This is a genomic window from Agrobacterium sp. LY4, from assembly GCF_001526585.1.
In the GTDB taxonomy this organism is placed as follows: Bacteria; Pseudomonadota; Alphaproteobacteria; order Rhizobiales; family Rhizobiaceae; genus Agrobacterium; species Agrobacterium leguminum.
In genome coordinates this window covers 58,101-81,376 of the sequence record NZ_ASYA01000033.1, presented here as the reverse complement: position 1 = coordinate 81,376, position 23,276 = coordinate 58,101, and the positions used below count along the sequence as shown (strand labels likewise).

18 protein-coding genes are annotated in these 23,276 nt (G+C 59.7%); 9 read left to right on the top strand and 9 right to left on the bottom strand.

The genetic code is table 11. The features are described from left to right. Nucleotides 1-90: 90 nt before the first annotated feature. The 3 genes from L904_RS20605 to L904_RS20595 all read right to left on the bottom strand — a co-directional run bounded on the left by L904_RS20605 (nucleotide 91) and on the right by L904_RS20595 (nucleotide 6,649). On the bottom strand, nucleotides 91-4,251 hold the full coding sequence (locus L904_RS20605) for a translocation/assembly module TamB domain-containing protein (RefSeq protein WP_020810839.1): 4,161 nt from the start codon (nucleotides 4,249-4,251) through the stop codon (nucleotides 91-93). Between the two features lie 45 nt (nucleotides 4,252-4,296). Next, nucleotides 4,297-6,222 (bottom strand): autotransporter assembly complex family protein, encoded by a 1,926-nt coding sequence (locus tag L904_RS20600; RefSeq protein ID WP_020810838.1) that lies wholly within the window; start codon nucleotides 6,220-6,222, stop codon nucleotides 4,297-4,299. Between the two features lie 175 nt (nucleotides 6,223-6,397). Next, entirely contained in the window at nucleotides 6,398-6,649 is a 252-nt protein-coding gene (locus L904_RS20595) for a YMGG-like glycine zipper-containing protein (protein ID WP_003504940.1), read from the bottom strand. 371 nt (nucleotides 6,650-7,020) lie between these two features. On the opposite strand from L904_RS20595, the gene hemA reads away from it, so the two are divergent. Beyond that, nucleotides 7,021-8,238, top strand: coding sequence for a 5-aminolevulinate synthase (gene hemA / locus L904_RS20590; RefSeq protein WP_003521261.1), 1,218 nt, complete (start codon nucleotides 7,021-7,023; stop codon nucleotides 8,236-8,238). Nucleotides 8,239-8,273: 35 nt separating this feature from the next. On the opposite strand, the gene dxr is transcribed toward hemA, so the two are convergent. After that, nucleotides 8,274-9,467, bottom strand: coding sequence for a 1-deoxy-D-xylulose-5-phosphate reductoisomerase (gene dxr / locus L904_RS20585; RefSeq protein WP_031233630.1), 1,194 nt, complete (start codon nucleotides 9,465-9,467; stop codon nucleotides 8,274-8,276). 188 nt (nucleotides 9,468-9,655) lie between these two features. Here dxr and L904_RS20580 point away from each other — a divergent pair, with 188 nt between their 5' ends. Further along, entirely contained in the window at nucleotides 9,656-10,357 is a 702-nt protein-coding gene (locus L904_RS20580) for a phosphatase PAP2 family protein (protein ID WP_020809495.1), read from the top strand. 31 nt (nucleotides 10,358-10,388) lie between these two features. Continuing rightward, nucleotides 10,389-11,642: an FAD-dependent oxidoreductase gene (locus L904_RS20575; protein ID WP_059762651.1), complete on the top strand. Its 1,254-nt coding sequence runs from the start codon at nucleotides 10,389-10,391 to the stop codon at nucleotides 11,640-11,642. Nucleotides 11,643-11,648: 6 nt separating this feature from the next. Here the strand turns inward: L904_RS20575 and L904_RS20570 are convergent, their stop codons facing one another. Genes L904_RS20570 through L904_RS20555 form a run of 4 tightly spaced genes read right to left on the bottom strand, consistent with a single transcriptional unit; the run spans nucleotide 11,649 to nucleotide 15,551 of the window. Further along, nucleotides 11,649-12,575, bottom strand: a complete 927-nt coding sequence (locus tag L904_RS20570; RefSeq protein WP_020809497.1) for an ROK family protein — start codon at nucleotides 12,573-12,575, stop codon at nucleotides 11,649-11,651. A gap of 3 nt (nucleotides 12,576-12,578) precedes the next feature. Continuing rightward, a complete protein-coding gene (nagA, locus tag L904_RS20565; RefSeq protein WP_020809498.1) occupies nucleotides 12,579-13,751 on the bottom strand; it encodes an N-acetylglucosamine-6-phosphate deacetylase in 1,173 nt (390 codons plus the stop codon). Beyond that, complete coding sequence (locus L904_RS20560) at nucleotides 13,748-14,770, bottom strand: SIS domain-containing protein (protein ID WP_020809499.1); 1,023 nt, start codon at nucleotides 14,768-14,770, stop codon at nucleotides 13,748-13,750. Before L904_RS20560 ends, nagA begins: the two co-directional genes overlap by 4 nt. Before the next feature lie 28 nt (nucleotides 14,771-14,798). Next, nucleotides 14,799-15,551, bottom strand: coding sequence for a GntR family transcriptional regulator (locus tag L904_RS20555; RefSeq protein WP_003521268.1), 753 nt, complete (start codon nucleotides 15,549-15,551; stop codon nucleotides 14,799-14,801). A 451-nt stretch (nucleotides 15,552-16,002) separates the two neighbouring features. On the opposite strand from L904_RS20555, the gene L904_RS20550 reads away from it, so the two are divergent. From L904_RS20550 to L904_RS20530, 5 genes are all read left to right on the top strand, one after another. Further along, entirely contained in the window at nucleotides 16,003-17,184 is a 1,182-nt protein-coding gene (locus L904_RS20550; protein WP_035264437.1) for a Gfo/Idh/MocA family protein, read from the top strand. Nucleotides 17,185-17,196: 12 nt separating this feature from the next. Next, on the top strand, nucleotides 17,197-18,081 hold the full coding sequence (locus tag L904_RS20545; RefSeq protein WP_003521273.1) for a carbohydrate ABC transporter permease: 885 nt from the start codon (nucleotides 17,197-17,199) through the stop codon (nucleotides 18,079-18,081). Further along, on the top strand, nucleotides 18,078-18,935 hold the full coding sequence (locus tag L904_RS20540; protein ID WP_020809501.1) for a carbohydrate ABC transporter permease: 858 nt from the start codon (nucleotides 18,078-18,080) through the stop codon (nucleotides 18,933-18,935). The genes L904_RS20545 and L904_RS20540 overlap by 4 nt, the downstream gene beginning before the upstream one ends. Nucleotides 18,936-18,973: 38 nt before the next feature. Further along, nucleotides 18,974-20,206 carry an extracellular solute-binding protein gene (locus tag L904_RS20535; protein ID WP_020809502.1) on the top strand — a complete coding sequence of 411 codons (1,233 nt, stop codon included), beginning with the start codon at nucleotides 18,974-18,976 and terminating at the stop codon, nucleotides 20,204-20,206. Nucleotides 20,207-20,393: 187 nt separating this feature from the next. Further along, nucleotides 20,394-21,506 (top strand): ABC transporter ATP-binding protein, encoded by a 1,113-nt coding sequence (locus L904_RS20530; RefSeq protein ID WP_020809503.1) that lies wholly within the window; start codon nucleotides 20,394-20,396, stop codon nucleotides 21,504-21,506. Nucleotides 21,507-21,658: 152 nt separating this feature from the next. On the opposite strand, the gene L904_RS20525 is transcribed toward L904_RS20530, so the two are convergent. Continuing rightward, nucleotides 21,659-22,144, bottom strand: a complete 486-nt coding sequence (locus L904_RS20525; protein WP_003504908.1) for a hypothetical protein — start codon at nucleotides 22,142-22,144, stop codon at nucleotides 21,659-21,661. Between the two features lie 243 nt (nucleotides 22,145-22,387). On the opposite strand from L904_RS20525, the gene L904_RS20520 reads away from it, so the two are divergent. Next, on the top strand, nucleotides 22,388-23,251 hold the full coding sequence (locus L904_RS20520) for a MurR/RpiR family transcriptional regulator (RefSeq protein ID WP_003504906.1): 864 nt from the start codon (nucleotides 22,388-22,390) through the stop codon (nucleotides 23,249-23,251). Nucleotides 23,252-23,276: the final 25 nt, after the last annotated feature.

The following is a 23,276-nucleotide window of genomic DNA, read 5'->3' as shown; positions in this document are numbered from 1 at the left end:
ATGGTTTCGCAAACCTAAATGCGAAGCGGCGCTGGAGTATTTTACGCATTGTCCGGACGTAAAAACCGCTACACACTTTTACTGGAAATGCTAATATTCTTTCTCGTAAAATATGCCGGCTGCGCCTTCGCCATCGCCGCCCGCTTCCCCGCGTAGCTTCACACCCCGTCCGACATCGAGGTTGATGATGGCTTTTGCGCCGGATTCGCCGCTTTGCTGCAGCTCGAGATAGGTTCTTTCGTTCAGATATTTACCGGCGGAAACACGGGCCTGCCCTTCGGAATCGGTCGAAATATCGAGATCGTCGACGCCGAGATTGCTTCTGAGCTTGTCGAACAGCGAAGTGGAACGCCCGCCGGCCAACTGGGCGGCGGCATCGGCCAGCCTTGCGATTTGCAGAGCCGAGAGTTTCGACATGGACTGGCCGAAGATCAGCTGTGCCATCACCTCATCCTGCGGCAGGGCGGGTGCCGAGGAGAAAGCAAAGGTCGGATCGTTGGCGTTGCCGGAAACGGCCACGGTGATGGTCGTCGAACCGACCGTCGAGTCGGCCTTCATATCGAGGACCGGAACGAGGCCGCCGCCGAAACTGATATTGCCGGTGGTGAAATCGAGGCGGCGAGTGAGGATTTCGAGCCGGCCACGGCGCATTTCGAAGCCGCCGGAAATGACGGGAACGGCTGCCGTGCCACGGATCGTCAGATTGCCCGTGAGTTCCGCATCGATGCCGCGTCCGCGCACGAAGATGCCGCTCGGTGCGTTCACCTGCAGGTCGAGATTGATGGTGGACGAGCTGCCGCTGCCGCCCTGATCAGCCCCGAGCGCCTTGGCCTGCGCGCGCACCTTCGGCGGGGCGTTCTTGTGCTTGACATCGATTTCCGTCAGCGAGGCCGGAAGCTTTTCCGGAATGGTGATGGCGCTTCTGTCCAGCGTCAGGTTGCCGCCCAGCACGGGAGAATTCAGCAGCGGGCCTTTCAGCGTCAGCGTGCCGCTTACTACCGTCGTCACCAGCGTGCCGTCATTATAGCCGGCGCGATTAAGCGTGATCGATATATCGGCGGGGAAACCAGAACCACCGGCTATGCCGACGCTGCCGGTTCCCGAGATCGTTCCGCCGCCCGCCAGCTTGCCCGTCAGTCGCGAAATGACGGCACGGTCGCGGTCGAAGGTGATGGTGGCGCCCAGATCGTTGATGGTCAGGTTTCGGCGTACGTCGGTCAGGCGCGTACCATCGGTGGTGATGCTGCCGGTAACGACAGGCGCGGAAGCGCTGCCGGAAATCTTCACATCGATGGCGGCGGTGCCGTCCACATCGAGGCCCTGCGCTGCGGTTTGCGCCGCGACGGCGGAGAAGGGCAGCCTGCCGGAAAACGCCATCGAAAGCGGACGATTGCCGGCGATGCCGAGCGAGCCGCCGCCGGAAAGCGACATGCCGCCCTGGCCGGATACATTGGTGTCGATCTGCAAGGTGCCACCGGCAAAACGGCCGTTCGCCTTGATGCCGAGCGCGGCAAGGCCTGCCGCACGTGTCTGCGCGACCTCGGCATTGGTCCAGTTCAGATTGTAATCGACCGCGGGGTTCGATGCCGCACCCTTGGCGCTCACCGTGCCGGAGATGCTGCCTGCCGCATCCAGCCCGGAGGCGAAGGCATTTGCGAGACTGGCGGGCAGCGAACGGATATCGGCATTGATATCGAGCGTCGACCCGGCGCTGCCGTTGACCTCGACGCGTCCTTCACCCGTGATGATGGTCAGATCGGAGATGCGGGCCGTGCCGTTCTGGATGGCGATGGTGCTCGGTTTTTCAAGGCGAACCGCAATGCCCTTGGGAGCGGCGGAAAAGGCGTCGACGCGCACCGTCATCGGAGATCCGCCGGTCTCTGCGCTGCCTTTTACCACCAGCGGCGCATTGTCGTAACGGCCATTGACGTCGAACTGCGTCGTTGTACCGGAATGGCCAATGGTGGCATTCAGGCCTGATATCGCGGCGGCGCCGGCATTGACGCTGTCGGCGCTGACCTTGCCGTTGATGGCGAGAGCCTGAAGATCGTCGATGGAAATATCGGCGGCGAGTTTGGAGATCGTTGTCGTGCCCTGGCGGATGCTGCCACCATTGGCCTTGATCGTCGCGGCAATCCGGCCATTGGCGTTGCTCAGGGCGATGTCGCCGGCAATATCGCCATCCGCCTGCTGCGCGGCGAGGGCGGCGAGCAGGGCAAGGTCGGGGAAGTTGAAGGAGAGATTGCCCGATGGCAGGAATTGCTGCGAGAATTGCAGCTGGCCGTTCAAGATATTCCGTCCTACGGCCACGTGCAGCTCAGGGACGGCCGTGCCGTTTTCGGTCTGCACCACATCGGCATTGGCGTCGATCTTCTGTCGGTCGAGGCTGCCGCTGACGGTGAGCTTTGCCTGAGGCGCGGTGGGATCGGCTTTGCCCGTTGCATTGACCTTCAGCGATTCGAGTGTTCGTCCGGCAAGGATTGCGCTTTCGGAACTCAGGGTGACGTTGAAATCCGGTGCTGTTAGCGCGCCGCTGGCTTCGATTGCAAAATCGGCGACGCCCTTCGCCTGTGGCGTCAGTTTTTCAAGAGCGGGAAATTTACCCGTCAGGCTGGCGCTCAATGCATCGTTTTCGAGGCCGACATTGCCGGTCGCTTCGATGGTTCCCGATTTGACGACGAGGTTTTCAAGGCTGGTGCGTCCGCCGACGGTCACGTCGATATCGCCCTGGAGGGCAATGGTGGTGTCGAACTTTTCCGCGAGGGCCGGTGGAAGGGTGGCGGGCAGCGCGAAGAGCTGCACGCTGGAGGTCAGGCGATTGCCGCTGAGATCGAAACTGCCGTTCAGCGTTCCACCGACACTGGCGCTTTCCAGCGTCGCGCCGTCGAAGCCAATGGCGGAAGAGGTGAGGCTGAGCGGCGCCTTGATGGTGAGGGGCGCCCGCACCAGCCGGTCGATATCGGCACTGACGAAGGAGGATTGGGCCACGGACAGGACCGTCGCGATCGTGCCGCTGCGGTTGGCGATGTTGAGATCGGCGCTCTCGGCCGTCAGCTTGACGTCATCGAGCCTGCCTTGCGGCAGGGAAAGGCTGCGTAACGATACCGTCGTGTTGAGATGCGCGGCGTCTGCGCCGCCCTTGAGGGAAAGATCGAGGCCGTTGATGAGGGCCTGAACCTCGCCATTCTCCAGCGGCCAGCGAAAATCCACGGGGCCGGCGGTGCCAATGAGATTGGCGGCGAGATCGTTCTGACCGTTCGGATCGACCGTGCCTGACGCCGTCAACAGCAGGGTGCCGGTCTCCAGCGTGCTGCTGCCGATTTCGATACGGCCCTGCGGCGAAAGGGTTGCATTTGCGTCGAGCTTTGTCTCGCCAGCAAAAAGCTGGCGGAAGGCCGGAGGCAGAAGCAGATCGGGCTGGCCACCGCCTGCAATTTCGATACGGCGGGTGCCATCATCTGCAAGAAGGTGGCGGCCGGTGACGTTGACGACAGGGTTGCCGGCGACATTGCCGCGCAGCGTGCCCGTCCAGTTGGAAAGCGGGCCTTCGCCGTTGAGGTCTATTGCCACCGCAGGCGTTCCCGGAAGCGAAAGCAGCGTGGCGAGAAGACCGCCTTCGGGCTCCTTCATCTCCGCTTTCAGCTTCAGGACATTCTCATTCGGAAGGAAGGCGATGTCGGCATTAACCTCCGCATCCGGCGCATTGAGCCGATGGGCGGTGAGCGATAGCCGCATATCGTCCTGGGCAGCCGTCAGGTTGCCTTCCGCGTTCAGGTCGAAGGGACGGCCGAGAAGCGACTGGCCAAGGCTGATATCGGGAAAGCTGAACTTGTCGACGGCGATTTCGATCGGCAGCGAGGAATTGCCGGAGCTCTTGGTCGATGTCTGCTCCGGGGCAAGCGGTTTGCGCTCGACATCGATCGATCCGGCCGAGACCCGGTCGGCATGGAAGGTGCCGGCAAGCAGCGAGAGCGGCGACCAGTCGACGGCGATCTGGTTCACGCGGGCATAGGGTCCCTGCCGGTCTGAAAGCGTGACATTGTCGAGCCGCAGGCGGCCGGTCAAAAGGCCGCTCGGGGGCGAAATCTCGATTACCTGATCTGGCGTGGAAACGAGCGATGAAATCTGCTTTGCGGCAATTCTTGCGCCCATCGGGGTAAAACCGACGAACAGAACCGCAAGCAACACCAGCACCACGCCGCACAAAGCAGCGTAGCCCAGCCATTTCAGCAATCGAATCAACGTTTTCATAAAGGGTAATCTACACTCTGTTGTAAGGGTGTTCGACTGCGGCGTTTAAAAAGACTGACCGATGCCAGCATAAATGCCGAAACTGTTGCCGCCATCGTATTTGTCGAGCGGCATGGCGACATCGAGACGCAGAGGCCCGAAGGGCGTCGCGTAACGCAGGCCGATACCGGCGCCAGCCCGGATATCGGAAAAATCGGGTGCCACGTCTTCCGAAACCACACCCGCATCGATGAAGGGGACGATGCCGATCGTATCGGTGACCTTGATGCGGGCCTCAACGGAGCCGACGACATAGGAGCGGCCGCCCGTCGCGTCGCCGGCGGCATTGTAGGGCGATATTTCCTGATAGCTGTAGCCGCGCACCGATCCGCCGCCGCCGGCATAAAAGCGCCTGGTGGTGGGTATGTCCTGCAGATCGCTGCCGCCGACCAGCACGCCGCCGGAAAGCTTTCCGGCCATGATCAGCCTGTCCTCGGCGCCAAGTCCCTTGTAGCCCGAAATGGAGCCTTCGAAAGAGGAAAAGAAGGTGCCGTTCAGTGCTTCGTAGCTCGGTTTGGCGGCCACCGAGGCGCGAAAGCCTTCGGTCGGGTTCAGTTTATCGTCGCGTGTATCACGAACGAATTCCAGCGGGATGGAGGTGGTGAGATATTCGTTCTTGCCGAATGCGTCTTCCGTATCGGCCCATTGCACCTCGAGGCCGGCTGCGGCTGTATCGGTATCGTTCAGCTCGTAGGCGAAACCGGCCGTGCCAGTCACGGTCTTGGCGTCGTATGTATCGGGGTGTTCGGTCTTGGCAATCAGGCTGGTCTTGAAGGTGGTACGTGGGTTGAACATGCCGGGCTTGGTGAAAGTGATGCCCGCCGAATAATCCATGCCTTCGACGCTCGATGCCTCTGCGATGCGCGAAACCGAACCTTCGATACGCAGCGATTCGGCCTGTCCGAACAGGTTCCTGTGGCCCCAATAACCCTGGAGACCGATGCCTTCCGTGGTGGAATATTGCGCGCCGACGCCGAAATAGCGGTGCTTGCCTTCCGAAACCTCGATGGTAAGCGGAATGGTGCCGTCGCGCGCCAGCGTTCCCGCTTCCTTGATGGTCAGGCTGGAAAAGACGCCGAGCTGCCGCAGCCGGTCGGCGGCCTTGCGCAGTTTTTCCGGCGAATAGGGCTCGCCGCCATTGAGGCGCGAATAACGGCGGATAAAATCGCCATCGACGGTTTTTTCACCTGTGACGGTCACCGTGCCGAGGGGCGCCACGGGACCGCCTTCGGCCGCCATGGTAATGTCCACCGTGTTTGTCGCGTGGTTGGCGACGGCCTCGCGTTTCGCCAGCTTCGCAAGCGGACGGCCTTCGGCCTTCAGATCATCGATCAACTTGTTGCCGGCGCGGATGATGGCGAGAGAACCCGCGTCGCCGCCGGTCGTCAGGCCATATTCCTCAAGGTTGCGGCCGGTGACATCGCCTTCAAGCCTGACATTGCCGAGTTTGAAGACCGGGCCGGGCGTAACCGTGATGACCACGGGCACCGGAGCGGAATGATCGAACACCGGATTGGGCGGCAGGCTATCCACATCCTTGCCGGCGACGGTGACCTTGACGATGCCGCCATAACGGGCGTTTTCATAAAGCGCCGCGATCAGCCTGTTCCGGTCGTCTCTTGCCTTTATCAGAAGGCCAAGATCGCCGGAGGCCGGCTTGTCCTTGTCGGCAAGGAGAAGCGAGCTGTTTTCCAGGCTGTCTTTCAGGGATTTATCGGCGTCCGCGGCATCCAGCGTGACGGCGTATTTAACAGGGTTGATAACCTCGACCTCCGGTTCTTCCGAACCCCAGAGGCGCATGCCGAACAGTTTGAAGGCAAAGGCGTCACGGGTAAACGCCGGATACAGGGCGAACGTCACAGCAACCGCAAGTGCGGTGCCAGCTTTCCGATACGCAATACCTGTCTTCGGGTTAGTTCGTGTTCTTCGCATAAGCTGCTTTATGGTTGAGCCTTTATTGTCGCCCTAACCCGTTTCCTGTCCGTTAACATTGCAATTTAATCATAAATAAACGGCTTTGAGGACCCTTGCGCTTGTGTTTTGCTGCCCAAAACGCAAAAAGCCCCGGGTGACCGGGGCTTCTGTGCAACGGTATTTCGCGAAGCGATTAGCGGCAACGCGCCGTGTAACGCTGACCGTACTGGTCGCGATAATAGCAATAGCCCGGCTCGGAAGCATTGCCGATGAGGGCACCGCCGACGCCGCCGATTGCCGCACCCACTGCCGCGCCACGAACGTTGCCCGTGATAGCTCCACCAATAACAGCACCGGAAACGGCGCCGATGGAAGCTCCCTTTTCAGTCTGCGTGCAGCTTGCAAGCGACAGGCCGACGAGCGCAAATATGATTGCCTTTTTCATGAAACTCTCTCCAACGTTACAATGAGCTCTTCGGCTCGGTAGGCGTCCCATATTTATCTGCGGCGACTGCTACCTCCGACCGCCACAGATAACTAACAATTCGATGTCGTTTAGGGAAGCCTCCTCTTACAGGCATTCCGCCGAGCGTAAATCGATTGCGTCCCAAACAACGGCGCGGCGCAAAAAAGGTTCCAAAAATCCGGGTTTTTTGATTTGAATCAATTTTGTACTTTTCATCGGGTTCTATAAACGGTTTATTGGAATGGTTCAAAACAACGGCGAATTGACGCAGACGCGGTTAAAGTGGCCCAAAAGGGTTGACGGTCCCCATGTCGGGGGAGAAAACGATCTGGTCAATTCTGGAGCATGGCATGGACTTCGAGGCATTTTTCACGACGGAACTGCAAAGCCTGCATTCTGAGGGACGCTATCGCGTTTTTGCGGATATCGAGCGCCAGCAGGGCAATTTCCCCCGTGCGACACGGTATAACGCCAATGGCGAGCGTAAGGATGTGACCGTCTGGTGCTCCAACGACTATCTCGGCATGGGCCAGAACCCGAAAGTCATCGAAGCCATGAAGGCCGCCATCGATCACTGTGGCGCGGGTGCGGGAGGCACCCGGAATATTTCTGGTACCAACCACTATCACGTCCTGCTCGAGCGCGAACTTGCCGATCTCCACGGCAAGGAATCGGCGCTGATTTTCACCTCGGGTTATGTCTCCAACTGGGCCACCCTCGGCACGCTCGGTCAGAAAATTCCGGGCCTGATCATTTTCTCGGATGCGCTCAACCATGCATCGATGATCGAAGGCATCCGTTACGGCCGCTGCGAGCGGGTGATCTGGAAGCACAACGATCTCGAAGACCTCGAAGCCAAGCTCAAGGCGGCGGATCCGAATGCGCCGAAGCTGATCGCCTTCGAATCCGTCTATTCGATGGATGGCGATATCGCTCCGATCAAGGAAATCTGCGATCTGGCCGACCGTTATGGCGCCATGACCTATCTCGACGAAGTTCATGCCGTTGGCATGTACGGACCGCGCGGCGGCGGCATTGCCGAGCGCGAAGGCCTGATGGATCGCCTGACGATCATCGAGGGAACGCTCGGCAAGGCCTTTGGCGTCATGGGCGGCTATATTACCGGTTCTACGGCGGTCTGCGACTTCATCCGCTCCTTCGCTTCCGGCTTTATCTTCACGACGGCCCTGCCGCCGTCGCTTGCCGCAGGCGCGATTGCTTCGATCCAGCATCTGAAGGCAAGTCCCTTCGAGCGCGCGCGCCATCAGGACCGGGTGCGCAAGCTGCGCGGCCTTCTCGATGCGCGCGGTATTCCGCACATGGACAACCCAAGCCACATCGTGCCTGTCATGGTGGGCGATGCCGCCAAGTGCAAATGGATTTCGGATATCCTGCTCGACAATCACGGTGTGTATGTGCAGCCGATCAACTATCCGACCGTGCCGCGCAAGACCGAGCGCCTGCGTATTACGCCGACACCGCTGCATAGCGATGCCGATATCGAGCATCTGGTCGGCGCGCTGCACCAGCTCTGGTCGCATTGTGCGCTGGCGCGGGCGGTGGCGTGAGGCCGCAATTTAGATAAGAGAAGACCGGGCCGCGTTTACGCGGCCTTTTCTTTGGTGGCAATCAATTCGCGGGCGTGACGACGGGCCTCCTCATCTGCTGCGAAGACATCGTCAATCGTGACGGCGGAGCGGCCGTCATGCATGCGGTCCATAACCGTTTCGACGATCTCGGCCATATCGAGAAAACCGATATTGCCTGCAACGAAAGCGTGAAAGGCGGTCTCCTCGGCGGCGTTCAGGGCGGCGCCCTGCAGACCGCCGCGCTCCAGCGCGGTGCGGGCCAGACGGATCGCCGGGAAACGGGCCTCATCCGGCGCTTCGAAATCGAGCCGCGCCAGTTTTGCGAAATCCAGCCGCTCGACACTCAGATTGCCGCGCTGCGGATAGGTGAGGGCATAAGAAATAGCAGTGCGCATGTCGGGAGAGCCGAGCTGGGCGATATAGGAGCCGTCGGTGTAACCCACCATCGAATGGATGATCGACTGCGGGTGGACGATCACCTCCACCTGATCGGACATCAGATCGAAGAGATATTTCGCCTCGATCATTTCAAGCCCCTTGTTGAACATGGAGGCGCTGCCGATGGAGACCTTCAGTCCCATCGACCAATTGGGATGGGCGCGGGCGATATCCGCCGTGACATTGGCCATCTCCTCGCGCGACCAGGTGCGGAACGGGCCGCCGGATGCGGTCAGCACGATGCGTTCCACGGCCTGCTTATGTTCGCCCGTCAGGCATTGGAAGATTGCGCTGTGTTCGCTGTCGACCGGGATCAGCCTGCCGCCGCCCTGCTTGACCGTGCGCAGAAAAACATCGCCAGCCGAAACCAGGCATTCCTTGTTGGCGAGCGCTATGTCTGCGCCACGTCGCGCGGCTGTAAGGGTAGGCGCAAGGCCGGGGGTTCCGGCAATCGCCGCCATCACCCAGCCGGCATCCGTCGACGCGGCCTCTTCGAGGCCGGATTTGCCCGCCGCAACCGCGATGCCGGTGCCGGCAAGGGCCGATTTCAGCGCTTCGTATTTGTCGTCCTCGGCGGTAACCGCCAGCCGCGCACCGAATTCCCGCGCCTGTTCCGCCAGAAGCGCGATGTTGCCCGCGCCGGTCAAAGCCTTGATCTCGAACGCGTCGCGGCCACCCAGCTGACGGACGACATCCAGCGTATTGGTGCCGATCGAACCGGTCGAACCCAATATTGTCAGCTTGCGTGGCATTTCACTGGCATTCGTCATTTTCAGTCCGTCGGTCGTTTCCGGTTCGCACCTCTCGGTGCACGTCGTTTTCCCGAAAACGCCATGCACTTTCGAGCAACATTCCTTAGCCTCTACCCGCGAAAACCAGCCATAACAAGGACAAAGCCGGGGCTATTGTTTTTGCGGAAGGCAAAGCCATATGCAAGAAAAACAATGAGAGGATATCGATGCGACGTTTTCTGGTTTCCAGCGGGTGGATTTTTGCGGCAAGCCTTGTGCTGGTCCTTGTCTTCATTCCTTTTGATCCGCGTCTTTCCGAAAGCGCGCAGGCGCTGCCAGGGGGCGTGGTCTCCTTCAATCGCGCCATTACCGATTTCGGAACCTTCCGCTGGATGCTCTATTCTACCGGCCTTCTGGCGATATTGGCCTATGTCGCCGCACGGGTTTTAAAGGCGCAGACCTATAATGGTCGGCTGAGGACGGCATGGCGGCTTCTTACCTATTTCTTCCTGACGATCGGAACGGCGAGCATTCTCGTCCATACGCTGAAATTCCTGATAGGACGGGCACGGCCTGAGCTTCTGCTGGAAATGGGCGCCTATAGCCTCACCCCATTTACCGGCGACAATCTCTATGAAAGTTTCCCCTCAGGCCATTCGACCGCCGCCGGGGCGTTTTTCGGCGCTTTCGCCATGTTGATGCCGCGCTTCCGCTGGGCGTTTCTCCTGCTTGCCCTCGTCATCGGTGTTTCGCGTGTCATCGTCGGCGCACACTATCCAAGCGATGTCGCCGCCGGGCTTTTGCTCGGCATGTGGACGGCCATGGCCTTCGCCTTTATCTTTGCCCGGTCCGAAATGCTGTTCCGGTTCGATGCGCAGGGCTGGCCGCAGCCGAAGAATGCAAACCTCCCGGCGGCGGATACACGATGAGGACCTCAAGCGGGATGTAAGGGGGAAGGTGATGGAAGAAGCGACAATCGCTCCGGAAAATGACGGCAGGGCCGTTCAGCACATCCGCACGTCCGTCGCCGTGGCCGGTGGCGGGCCGGCGGGCATGATGCTTGGCCTGCTGCTTGCGCGCAGCGGTATCGATGTCGTCGTCGTCGAGAAACACGGGGATTTTCTCCGCGATTTTCGCGGCGACACCATCCACCCTTCAACGCTTGAATTGATGGAGCAACTCGGTTTCATCGATGAGTTCCTGAGCTTGCCGCACACGCGTGCGCCAAGGCTGAATGCGGTTATCGGCGGCGAGCGTATCACGATAGCGGATTTTTCCCGCCTGCCGGTCCGCCACCGCTTCATCGCCTTTATGCCGCAATGGGATTTTCTCAATTTCATCGTCGGCAAGGCGGGACAATACGAAAATTTCCGATTGCTGATGAATGCGCCGGTGACCGGACTGATCGAGCGCGGCGGGCATGTCGGGGGTTTCACGGTCAGCACGCCGGACGGCATCATCGAGATCGAAGCCGATCTGGTGGTGGGGGCGGATGGGCGCAACTCCACCGTCCGCGAGGCGGCGGGGCTGGAGGTGCAGCGTTTCGGCATTCCGACCGAAGTGCTGTGGATGCGCCTTTCGAAACAGCCCGACGATCCGACGGAAACCATGGGGCATGCCGGTTCGCGGCAGGGTTTCGTCATGATCAACCGGGGCGATTACTGGCAATGCGGTTATGTGGTGCGAAAGGGATTTTTCGCCGACATAAAGCTGCAGGGAATTGAAGCCTTCAGGGACAGGGTTGCGGAAATCTGCCCTTTCCCACGCGAAAGGCTCGATGAGCTCAAGAGTTGGGACGATGTGCATCTCCTCACCGTCCGTATCGACCGGCTGAAGCGCTGGTGGAAACCCGGCCTGATCTGCATCGGTGATGCGGCCCACGCCATGTCCCCCGTCGGCGGTGTCGGCATTAATCTGGCCATTCAGGATGCGGTTGCGGCGGCCAATATATTGGTGCCGGTGCTCGTGTCCGGCCGGGCCATTGCCGATGACGATCTCGCCGCAATTGAAAAGCGGCGATCCTTCCCGACCAAGGCCACGCAATTTCTGCAGCGGATGATGCGTATCGGCGGCAAGAAGGGCCGGGCCGATGCGGAAAAACCGAAAGGACCGCCAGCCTTTGTGCTGGCCATCATGCGGTTTCCGCTTCTTTCCCATTTGACCGGTCGGCTGGTGGGGCTGGGTTTCCGCCGGGAAAAGATCGAGACGATGTGATGCCGCTCAGGCAGTGCCGGCGGCTTCTTTCTCATATTTGAGCCCGATAACGGCGGATCCGATCAGCCCCGGCTCGATGCGGCAGATGGCGGGTACGACCAGAGGGCGGTCGAAGCGCCTCAGAATGCGGCTCCTTACCACCTCGTCCAAAGCGGCGAGAAGCGCCTTCGAATTCGAAAGTCCGCCACCGACCGGCACGATGGTTGCGCCGGTAACGTTGATCACCATTGCCAGAGGCGAGGCGAGAATATCGATAAGGACATCGATGGTTCTTGCGGCCTTCGGATCGCCCGCCTGCCAGGCCGAAATAATATCTTCGCTGGTCATCGCCTGCCGGTGAAGATGCGAATGCAGTTTTTCCATGCCACGGGCGCTGCCGATTGCATCGACACAGCCGGTAAGCCCGCAACCGCATTCGAAACGCGGCAGCGAAACCGGCGGATTTCCGGCCAATGTCGCGGCCACCGGCCCGTGTCCCCATTCGCCGGCGAAACCGCCGTCGCTGTTGATGAGCTTGCCGTCGATCACCAGCCCGCCGCCGACACCCGTTCCGAGGATGACGCCGAAGACCACGCGATGACCCCGTCCGGAACCGATTTCCGATTCGGCGATCACGAAGCAATCCGCATCGTTCGATACGATGACGGGAAGGTTCAGCGCCTTTTCCAGCTCGTCCTTCAAGACCCTGCCATGGATGCTCTGAATATTGGCGACAGTGGCCTTGCCGGTGTCGGGATCGATGACGCCGGCAATCGACAGCGACACGCAGGCGGGTGTGCCGCCGCTATTGTCGATGACGGATTTCAGGCCGGCGGCGAAGTCTTCGAAACTGGTCTTGGGCGTCGGGATGCGCGGCACGGGCCGAATATCGTCGGGAGCGTAGGCAATCGCGCCCTTGATGGTCGTTCCGCCTATATCGAAACAAACGATCATGATTCAGGCTCCGGAACGGGTGGCATCGTGGATTTTTTCTGCGCCGATCCATGTCGAATGCATCTGAAGGTCGGGTGTCAGCATGACGAAATCCGCATCGAAGCCGGGCAGGAGCTTACCTTTTCCGGAAGCGCCGATTGCCTCGGCGGGATAGGCGGACGCCATTCTCAAGGCCTCTTCCAGCGGTGTGTCCAGCTTTTCATGCATGAAGCGGATGCAGGAGAGCATATCGATATCCGCTCCCGCCAGCGTGCCGTCGGCCAGCGTCAGCCTGCCGCCGTTGCGATAGACACGCCTGCCGTTCAGTTCGAAACCGTTATCATCCGTGCCGATGGTGGACATGGCGTCGGTGACGAGGAAAATGCGGCCGGGATTATTCTTGGCGCGAAGTGCAATGCCGATTGCTGCAGGATCGACATGGAAACCGTCGGCGATCAGCCCGCAATCCAGCTTTCCGTTCGAAAGTGCCGCTCCCACCAGTCCCGGTTCGCGATGGCCGAGCGGGCTCATGGCGTTGAAGAGATGTGTCACCATGGATGCGCCGGCCTCGGCATAGGCCGTCGCGACGCTGAGGCCCACATCGGTGTGGCCGAGGCTGACGACGATGCCGGCTTTGTGCAGCGCCGTGACCTGCGCCTCGGTTACGTTTTCCGGGGCGATGGTTGTCAGCACGAAAGGAAGCTTCGCCTTGCAGCCCGTCAGAACCGCGAGATCGGCCGTTTCCATCTTTCGGATCAGCGCCGGATCATGGGTGCCCTTGCGTGCGACGGAAAGATGCGGTCCTTCGAAATGCAGGCCGAGAAAGCCGGGCACCCCTGCCTTGTGGGCGGCGATGCCCGCTTCGGCGGCTTTGGCCGTGATATCCGGCCGGTCGGTGATGAGTGTGACCATCAGCGCCGTGGTGCCGAATTGCGCATGGGCCGAGCAGATGCGGGCAATGCCTTCCACATCCGGCTCGTTATTGAACATCACGCCGCCGCCGCCATTGACCTGAAGGTCGATGAAGCCTGGCGCAATGAACAGTCCTTCCGCATCGATGATTTCGGCGTCTGCGGGCACGGACATGCGGTCGACGATGTCGGCAACCTGGCCATCACCGGTCACGAGCGCCTTGCCATCGTGCCACGCGGCGCCATCGAAAATGCGGGCGCCGACAAATGCCTTGCTGCTGCTCATTGGGTTTCCGTCACCTTCTTCAATGCCACGGGCGCATCCGGGTTGAAGCCGCGGGCGCGCGACAATTGCTCGATGAAGCCGTAAAACGGCGCGATCAGCAACAGGGCGTCGGTCAGCGGGTGATTGGTTTCCACAAACGGCAGGGGCTTGGCCGGGCTACCTTTTGCGGAGGTGACGAAAACACTTGCGCCCTTGCCGGCGAGACCGGCCGCGATATCCGTTACGGAGGTTTCGGCGCGGTCACGCGCGGCAAAAGCGATGACGGGAAATTTCGGTGCGACCAGCGAAACGGGGCCGTGCATCACTTCCGCCGATGAATAGGCCTCCGCGTGGAGTTCGCAGGTTTCCTTGCATTTCAGCGCGGCTTCCGCGGCAATGGCCAGCGCCGGACCGCGGCCCAGCATATAGAGCGATTCCTCACCCTTGACCGCTTCGCCGATCTGGCTCCAGTCGAGCGCGATGGCCCTGGCGAAATTCTGCGGCAGGGCGCTGACGGCTTTGGCGAGCAGGCTGTCTTCCGTCCATTCGGCAAGGATTGCGAGGCCGGCGACGATGGAGTTGACGAAAGATTTGGTTGCGGCCACCGCTTTTTCAGGACCCGCCTGGATATTGATGGCGTGATTGGCCGCATCGCCGAGCGGGGAGGGCAGGGTGTTGACAAGCGAGAAGGTAAGCGCGCCGCCCCTGCGGGCGCTTTCCGCCAGAGCGACAATGTCAGGGCTTTTGCCGGATTGCGAGACGGCGAAGGCCGCCGCCCGGCCCAGCCGCAGTTTCGTCTGGTAGATCGAGGCGAGCGAGGGGCCGAGCGAAGCGACCGGAAGCCCGGTCTGCAATTCGATCGCATATTTCAGGAAATGCGCGGCGTGGTCGGAGGAGCCGCGTGCAATGGTGACGATAACGGCCGGGTCACGGGCCTTCAGATGAGCGCCTGCTTCGTGGAAGTCGGCATTGGCATTGTCCAGCAGGCGGGCGACTGCATCGGGAATCTCATCGATTTCCTGGCGCATCAGGGTTGTCATCGTTTCGTGTCCTTGATCAAGAGATTTGTCACTCGGGCCCCATCGTCAGTTCGGCGACGAGGTCATAGGCGTCGCTGCGGTACAGCGCGCGGGATATTTCCATGAGGCGCCCGCTTTCCAGATAGGCCATTCGCTGAACGGAAAGCGCTGCCGAACCCGGCGGAACCCCAAGCAGCAATGTTTCCTCATCGGTGAGGTTACGGGCGGAGATGCGCTGAATGGCGCGCACCGGGCGAATGCCGTTTTTCTCGAGCTCCAGATAAAGCGAGTTTTCCACCAGTTGCGGGTCAGGCAGGATATCGCCCGGCAGGCTGGTGACTTCGAGTGCGATTGGCTGGTCATTGGCTAGACGCAGACGCGTGAGCCGCGCCACCATGGCGGATTGGGAAAGGCCGAGCGCCATCATCTCGTCGCCGGTCGGGTGGAACAGGCCTCTGTCTAGCCAGCGGGTGCTCGCCGTCATTCCACGCCGGCGCATGTCCTCGGTAAACGAGGTGAGTTTGGTCAGGGGCTGCTGCATGCGGGTGATGGGCTTGACGACGAAAGTACCCGAACCGTGCCGGCGAACGAGAAGGCCGTCGCGGACGAGATCGTCCACCGCCTTGCGCACCGTGACGCGGCTGACGCAGGCGCTTTCGGCGATATCCCGCTCCGGCGGCAAGGCGTCGCCATGCTTCAGGCGGCCGCCATTGATGGCGTCTTCAATCGTCTGGCGCAGTTTCAGGTAAAGCGGGCCGCCGCCTGATTGCAGGTCGTCCAGATTAAGCGCTGCCCCGTTCATCCATAACCTCTGTCACGATCCATGTGGTCGGCGATATGGCCGGCTCTGGCTATATCATATGCCACGCAATCGGCAATACCAAAATAGAACCATTGCTAGATTTGTACGATTAATCGGTGGTTTTTTCGATATTTTGCCGAATAATAAGGCTACATGCTTGATATTTTCGCATTAACCAAAAAAATTTTCTCGATAACGGAATTGCTCTGGACGATTGGCATTTTTTTGGTATTGTTTTTTTGCGTCGGTGGTCGGCGGCGATCCGTTTCGCATCCGTCTCGCAGGGAAAATCGGTTTCCGACTCGCGCAGCGTTTGCGAAATCGAATTTAGCTTGACCGTTGTGAAAATTAATTTCATCGTGGCAGGAAATTATCGCAGATAACTGGATGGCCAGCACAGAAATGGTCGCTTCTGCGAAAATGAATTACGAATGAACAGGGAACAAAGTTCATGAGGGTGGGAATTATCGGACTCGGATTCCGTCTCGGTTATCTGGGCTACGTTTTTCATGAGATCGACAAGGATTTCGAGATCGTCGGTTACGTCGATCCCGCGCCGGCGGGCCTGCCGGGCCTGCAGGAAAAGGGCATTTCGGCCGGTAAGGCTTACGATAGTCCCGAGGCGCTGATCGCAAACGAAAAATTCGATCTCTTCATGATCGGCTCACCGAACCACATGCATCTGGAGCATATCCGTATCGGGCTTGAGGCCGGCTGCACCATCTTCTCGGAAAAACCCATCGTCGTCAGCATCGAGGAAAGCCTCGAGCTTGCCCGGCTGCTCAACAAGCACGGTCACGAACGGCTCCTCGTCGGTCTGGTTTTGCGTTATTCCCCGCTCTACCGCGATCTGCGCGCTGCGCAGGCGGAAGGCAAGCTGGGCGATGTCGTTTCCATCGAAGCCTCGGAGCATATCCCGCCCTATCACGGCGCATTCTTCATGCGCGACTGGCGGCGTTACGAGAATTATTCCGGCTCCTTCATGCTGGAAAAATGCTGCCACGACCTCGATCTCTATAATGGCGTGGTCGGTGCGCGGCCGCGTTTCGTCTCGAGCTTCGGCGGGCGCAAGAGCTTCACGCCGGCAAACGCGCCGCAGCATGACGGCATCAACGACATGGAGGTGTACCATCGCAAGCCGAGCGGCTGGATGGGCTCCGACAAGGTCTTCGACAGCGACGGCGACATCATCGATTACCAGACGGCGATCGTCGAATATGAGAACGGCGCATCGCTCGCCTTCCATACCAATCTCAACGTTCCCGACGATTTCCGCCGTTTCTGCGTCATCGGCGCCAAGGGCATGGCCGAGGGCGATTTCGTGCGCGGCTTCCTGAACGTGCACAATGCCCGGACCAATGAAAAGACCGTGGCCAAGACCTATTCGGCGGCGACCGCGCTCTCGCAGCATTACGGGGCGGACGAGCAGATGGCCGAGGACGTCATCGCCCATATCGTCAAGGGTGCGGCCCTTCCGGTTTCCGCACTCGATGCGATCGAGGCCGGTATTCTGGCGCTTGCCATGGACGAAGCGCGCCATGGCCGTAAAGTGATCGATCTCAAGCCGGTGTGGGAGGAATACGATCTGGCGCTGCACGGGCAGCCGAAATCCCCCGCTGTGAAATCGGCTTGAGGGGGCGGCGCGATGGATGCGAAACGCAGCGCGGTCGTCTTTGCCTGGCTTCTTCTTCTGCCGGCGCTTTTATACATCACGGTTATCGTTGCTTATCCGCTCGTCGATACCTTCATCCTGTCCTTTACCGATGCGTCGCTTAGAAAAACGACGAATTGGGTCGGCTTCATCAATTACGAGAAGATTTTCAACGCGACTTTTGCCGATGTCATCACGCGGACCTTTATCTGGACGTTCTTTTCCGTCTCGATAAAGATGATCATCGGCACATTCGGTGCGGTCTTGCTGAATTCGGCCGTGCCCGGCCGGGCGCTGTTCCGTATCCTGACCATGCCGCCATGGATCGTGCCGATGGCTATCGGCATCTTCATGTGGGGCTGGATGTATAACGGCCAGTTCGGCATGATTTCCGGGGTGCTCCAGAACCTCGGCCTGGTGGATGGTCCGGTTGCGTTCCTCGCCTATGGCAGAACGGCCTTCTGGGCAACGATCGTCACCGACGTCTGGATTGGCGTGCCGATGGTGACGCTTTATCTGCTGGCGGCCATTCAGGCCATTCCGCAGGATCTCTACGAGGCCGCGTGGACAGACGGGGCAAGCCGCTTCTACCGCTTCCGCCGTATCACGCTGCCGCTGATGCTGCCGGCCATGATTACCATGTCGATGATCTCGCTGATTTCGACCTTCAATTCCTTCGATATCATCTGGATCCTGACGCAGGGCGGTCCGACCGGCCAGACCACGACCATGATCATCGACACGTACAAGACGGCGATCGGCTCCTACAAATACGGTGAAGGTGCTGCGCGCGCCGTGCTGATCTGCATCTTCCTGTCGATCTTCACCTATTTCTACTTCCGCATCACCAGCCGCATCTCGCAGGAGGCCAGCCGATGAGCGACAAGAATGCGATGATCAACCGCTACAGGTGGTATGAAATCGTCGGGATCTATTGCGGCATCGCCGTGTTCCTGACCTTCGTGCTGGCGCCCTTCGTGGAAGGATTTCTGGTTTCCCTGAAGCCGCTCAGCCTGCTTTTCTCCTCGCCCTACAAGTTCTGGCCGGAAAACGGTTCCTTCGAGGCTTATCGGACCATGTGGGTCAGCGTTCCGGGCTTTGCCCGCTACGTTTTCAACTCCTTCTTCATCTCCACCATTTCGACCATCATCGTCCTCATCCTGGTGGTGCCGGCCTCCTATGCTTTCGCCCGTTTCGAGTTTCGTGGACGTGGGCAGTTGCTCGGCGCATTCCTGGCGATCAACATGTTTTCGGGCGCGGTGCTTCTGATCCCGCTTTACCGGCTGATGCGCAACATGGGTGTGCTGAACACCTATCTGGCGATGATCATTCCCGGCGCGGCCTTCCTGATCCCCACCGCCATCTGGCTGTTGCGCACCTATATGCTGCGTATTCCGCGGGAACTGGAAGAGGCGGCCTATGTGGACGGTGCGAGCTATTTCTATACCTTCCGCCGGGTGATCCTGCCGCTGGCGATGCCGGGCATCGCAGTGGTCTCCATCACCACCTTCATCGGCGCCTATGCCCAGCAGTTCATTTTCGCGCTCACCTTCAATTCCAAGACCGAATATATGCCGCTGCCCATCGGCCTCTTCGCCTATTTCGGTCGCCAGGAAGTCATCTGGAATGAGTTGATGGCGGCCAGCTTCGTCGGCATTGCGCCGGCCATGGTCGTGATCTTCTTCATGCAACGATATCTCGTCAGCGGCCTTACCGCCGGCGCGGTGAAATAATCAACAACCGGAACGACCACCAAAACGGGAGACTACCTATGGCACTGAAACATTACGGATTGGCGCTCTGCGCTTTCGCATTTGCCGGTTCCACTGCCCTTACGACGGTGACGGCGCACGCGGCCGACAAGGAGATCAGCTGGATCTATTGCGGCGACAAGATGGACCCCATCCATGAGAAATACATCAAGGAATGGGAAGGCAAGAACGAGGGCTGGAAGGTCGTGCCTGAGGTCGTCGGCTGGGCCCAGTGCCAGGACAAGGCGACCACGCTCGCCGCTGCCGGCACCCCGGTCGCCATGGCCTATGTCGGTTCGCGCACGCTGAAGCAGTTCGCGCAGAACGATCTCATCGTTCCGGTGCCGATGACCGAAGACGAAAAGAAGAGCTATTACCCCAACATCGTCGACACTGTGACCTTCGAGGACACGCAGTGGGGCGTGCCGGTCGCCTTCTCGACCAAGGCGCTTTACTGGAACAAGGACCTGTTCAAGCAGGCGGGTCTCGATCCGGAAACGCCGCCGAAGACCTGGGCCGAAGAGATCGCTTTCGCCAAGCAGATCAAGGAAAAGACAGGCATCGCCGGTTACGGTCTGCCTGCCAAGACCTTCGACAATACCATGCACCAGTTCATGCACTGGGTTTACACCAACAACGGCAAGGTGATCGACGGCGACAAGATCACCGTCGACAGCCCGCAGGTTGTTGCAGCGCTGAAGGCCTATAAGGACATCACGCCCTATTCCGTCGAAGGTCCGACGGCCTATGAGCAGAACGAAATCCGCGCCATCTTCCTCGATGGCAAGGTCGGCATGATCCAGGCCGGTTCGGGCGCCGCCACACGCCTGCAGGAAACCAAGATCAACTGGGGCATCGCCACGCTGCCACTTGGCCCGGAAGCAAAGGGTCCCGGCACGCTGCTCATCACCGACAGCCTTGCGATCTTCAAGGGAACCGGCGTGGAAGAAAAGGCGACCGAATTCGCCAAATTCATCACCTCTCCCGGCCCGCAGGGCGAATACGAGTTGCAGGGCGGCGCGGGCCTCACCCCGCTGCGTCCGTCGCCGAAGGTCGATGAATTCATCGCCAAGGATCCCTTCTGGAAGCCGCTGATCGACGGTATCGCCTATGGCGGTCCCGAGCCGCTCTTCACGGACTACAAGGGTTTCCAGGACACGATGATCGAGATGGTGCAGTCTGTCGTCACTGGCAAGGCAATACCGGAAGATGCCGCGAAGAAAGCGGCTTCGGCTCTCGAGCAGTATAAATAATCTTTCATGAGCACGGATGCGGGCGCTGGCCGTCCGCATCCGGCAAGTTTCGCCGTGGGAATGCCTTGCGTCTTCCGGGATGCTCTTTCCCCTGTTTTCAACGGTTCCGATCCGGTGTGGCTTTGCCCCTGTTTCGGAACATCTCTGAACGTGGCCAGATGTCGGCCGCTGACGGGAGAGGCAAGTCTTGGGTCAGCTTTATCTCAACAACGTCCGCAAGAACTATGGACATTTCGAAGTCATCAAGGGCGTTCAGCTCGACATCAGGGATGGCGAGTTCGTCGTTTTTGTCGGTCCCTCGGGATGTGGCAAATCCACATTGCTGCGCATGATCGCGGGCCTTGAGGATATTTCCGGTGGCGACGTCGTCATCAATGGCGTGAAGGTCAATGACTTGCCGCCGGTCAAGCGCGGTATCGCCATGGTGTTCCAGTCCTATGCGCTCTACCCGCACATGACGGTTTTTGAAAACATCGCTTTTCCGCTGCGCGTCGAGAAGATGGAGGAGGACAAGATCAAGCAGAAGGTCGAGGGCGTCGCCAAGATTCTCCAGCTCGATCAGCGTCTGCAGCAGCGCCCCGGCATGTTGTCCGGCGGCCAGCGCCAGCGCGTGGCGATCGGCCGCGCCATCGTTCGCGAGCCGAAGATATTCCTGTTCGACGAGCCGCTTTCCAACCTCGATGCAGCACTTCGCGCCGATATGCGCATCGAACTCACCAATCTTCACCGGACGCTGAAGGCGACGATGATCTATGTCACCCACGATCAGGTGGAAGCCATGACCATGGCCGACCGCATCGTGGTGCTGAATGCCGGCGAAATCGCCCAGGTCGGTGCGCCGCTCGAGCTTTATCACAAGCCGGCTAACCTCTTCGTGGCAGGATTCATCGGTAACCCGAAGATGAATTTCCTGAAGGTCACCTGCAAATCCGTCAGCGCCGAGGGTGTGACGGTGGAATATGAGGGCCAGACGATCACCGTGCCGGTGGAGCCCCGCGCCGGTCTTGAAGGCGCGCAGCTGACGCTCGGCATCCGCCCGGAACATACCGGCCTCGAAACGGCCGACCTCAATGTCACGGTCGCGCCCAGCGTGATCGAGCGGCTCGGGGTCAATACCATCGCCTATGGCGCCGCGCCGACAGGTGAGAATTATTGCGCGCTGCTTTCCGGCTCCGCTCCTGTGGTCGTGGATGAGCCCATCGTCACCGGTATCAAGGCATCGGATTGCCATTTGTTTGACGAAAGCGGCATTGCGCTGGAGCGGCGCGTCGATCTTTCAGTCCTCAAGCTGATCCAATAAGGCGCAGGAGCCGGGCCATGTTATCTGTTTTTCCATGCCCGGCTGTTCCTGACGCGATCCGTCTCCGGCAGCATTTTTCCGCCCCTTCCAGACGAAAAAACAACGCCGGGCTTTCGGCCCGGCGTGCAAAGCTTTTCCAGATGTCCGCTGGATCACGGCATAGGATTGGGCATGTAGCCGGTGAAACCGCTGATCTTCCAGCGGCCTTGATGCAGCCGGCAATAATAGAGCGTCTGCCATTTCATGACGTCGAAGCTGCCATCGGCCTTGCGAAGCCCGCCGTCGAACTTCTTGCGGACCAGCGCGGTCTCGCCTTCCACTTCGATTTCTTCCAGCGTGGTGGTCGTGAAGATCGCATCGCGCGGATTCTCTGCGAATTGCTGGGTTTGAAAATCCTGCGCCTGCCGCAGCCATTCGTCGCGATAGGCGGTAAGCGAGGGGAAGGACAGGCGCCAGTTGTCCGGGTTCGCATCGCGGTTGGCGTTGATGCCGAGAAAGCCGTCCTCAACGAAATCATCCGCGACCTTCGACCAGTCGGCAGCGAGGAATGCGTCGATGTCCCGCGTTACCAGCATCTCCCAGATAGAATGGCGGGCGACGTCCGTTGCGGGAAAGGGGTTTTTGAAGGGGTCACGCATGGTTTGGGTCCGTTTTTGAAATTATTTTCAAGATTTGGAGTTTTCTCTGGTGAAGATTGTTGGCATATGCTCATCTATCAATCAACAGAGAAAATAATTTTCAAATCAGAGGTGTCCGTCGTGTCGTCAATGGGACGAAACAGGATCGATTCAGGGGGCTATGCGGTTGACGGGCGCGCTTTATTAGGGTGCATCGGTAACGGAGCCAAGGCTTAAGTTTTGGCGGAACGGAGACCGGTGAACATGGATATTTTCGCAAGGATACAGGAAGACAGGGGGCAGTTCTCGCAATCGGAACGGCGGATCGCCGATATTCTGGTTTCGGACTTCGAATTCGCCGTCAATGCCTCGATCATCGAGCTTGCGGCCCGCGCCGAAGTATCTCCGCCGACGGTGACGCGGTTCTGCCGGCGTCTCGGCTGCCAGAGCTTTTCGGATTTCAAGGTCAGCCTCGCCAAGACGGCCTATGTGGGTATCCGATATCTTACCTCCGAGCCCTCCAGCACCGGCCCTTCCGATGTCGCGGAGGAGGTGCTTGCCAAGGCGCAGGAAGCGCTTTTCCTGCTGCACAGGACGCTCGATCCCGCTCTGGCCGATGAGGCCGCGATCAGGATCGCCAATAGCGGCATGATCTACGCCTTCGGCGCGGGCGGCAATTCCTCGATGATCGCTTCGGAAATCCAGAACCGGCTGTTCCGCCTGGGTCTGCGCGTTTCGACCAGCGCCGATCACAGCATGCAGCTGATGATGACCGCCGCTGCGCGCAAGGAAGACGTCATCATCGGTTCGTCCTTTTCCGGCCGCAACATGGAACTGGTGAAATGTTTCAGGCTGGCGCGGGAAATGGGGGTTACCACCATTGCACTCACCCAGAGCGACACGCCTGTTGCCGCGGCTGCGGATATGGTGGTGGCCGTTAATGTACCCGAGGGAAACAATATCTTCCGCCCCACCTCATCGCGCTACGCCTATCTGGCCGCCGTCGATGTTCTGGCGACGCTTGCTGCCTATCACCAACGGCAACGGTCGATGGTGACGTTGCGTCATATCAAGCAGCAGCTCGTGGAACATCGTGACCCGGATGACAAGCAATTGCTCGGTGATTGAGGGCGGTATGCCGAAAAACACAGGC

Excerpts from the sequence above, each read along its gene's own strand:
- L904_RS20550 (WP_035264437.1), top strand. The coding sequence starts at position 16,003 with ATGAGGGTGGGAATTATCGGACTCGGATTCCGTCTCGGTTATCTGGGC.
- L904_RS20525 (WP_003504908.1), bottom strand. The coding sequence starts at position 22,144 with ATGCGTGACCCCTTCAAAAACCCCTTTCCCGCAACGGACGTCGCCCGC.
- L904_RS20555 (WP_003521268.1), bottom strand. The coding sequence starts at position 15,551 with ATGAACGGGGCAGCGCTTAATCTGGACGACCTGCAATCAGGCGGCGGC.
- L904_RS20545 (WP_003521273.1), top strand. The coding sequence starts at position 17,197 with ATGGATGCGAAACGCAGCGCGGTCGTCTTTGCCTGGCTTCTTCTTCTG.
- dxr (WP_031233630.1), bottom strand. The coding sequence starts at position 9,467 with ATGACGAATGCCAGTGAAATGCCACGCAAGCTGACAATATTGGGTTCG.
- L904_RS20605 (WP_020810839.1), bottom strand. The coding sequence starts at position 4,251 with ATGAAAACGTTGATTCGATTGCTGAAATGGCTGGGCTACGCTGCTTTG.
- nagA (WP_020809498.1), bottom strand. The coding sequence starts at position 13,751 with ATGAGCAGCAGCAAGGCATTTGTCGGCGCCCGCATTTTCGATGGCGCC.
- L904_RS20520 (WP_003504906.1), top strand. The coding sequence starts at position 22,388 with ATGGATATTTTCGCAAGGATACAGGAAGACAGGGGGCAGTTCTCGCAA.
- L904_RS20600 (WP_020810838.1), bottom strand. The coding sequence starts at position 6,222 with ATGCGAAGAACACGAACTAACCCGAAGACAGGTATTGCGTATCGGAAA.
- L904_RS20540 (WP_020809501.1), top strand. The coding sequence starts at position 18,078 with ATGAGCGACAAGAATGCGATGATCAACCGCTACAGGTGGTATGAAATC.
- L904_RS20580 (WP_020809495.1), top strand. The coding sequence starts at position 9,656 with ATGCGACGTTTTCTGGTTTCCAGCGGGTGGATTTTTGCGGCAAGCCTT.
- L904_RS20535 (WP_020809502.1), top strand. The coding sequence starts at position 18,974 with ATGGCACTGAAACATTACGGATTGGCGCTCTGCGCTTTCGCATTTGCC.
- hemA (WP_003521261.1), top strand. The coding sequence starts at position 7,021 with ATGGACTTCGAGGCATTTTTCACGACGGAACTGCAAAGCCTGCATTCT.
- L904_RS20595 (WP_003504940.1), bottom strand. The coding sequence starts at position 6,649 with ATGAAAAAGGCAATCATATTTGCGCTCGTCGGCCTGTCGCTTGCAAGC.
- L904_RS20570 (WP_020809497.1), bottom strand. The coding sequence starts at position 12,575 with ATGATCGTTTGTTTCGATATAGGCGGAACGACCATCAAGGGCGCGATT.
- L904_RS20560 (WP_020809499.1), bottom strand. The coding sequence starts at position 14,770 with ATGACAACCCTGATGCGCCAGGAAATCGATGAGATTCCCGATGCAGTC.
- L904_RS20575 (WP_059762651.1), top strand. The coding sequence starts at position 10,389 with ATGGAAGAAGCGACAATCGCTCCGGAAAATGACGGCAGGGCCGTTCAG.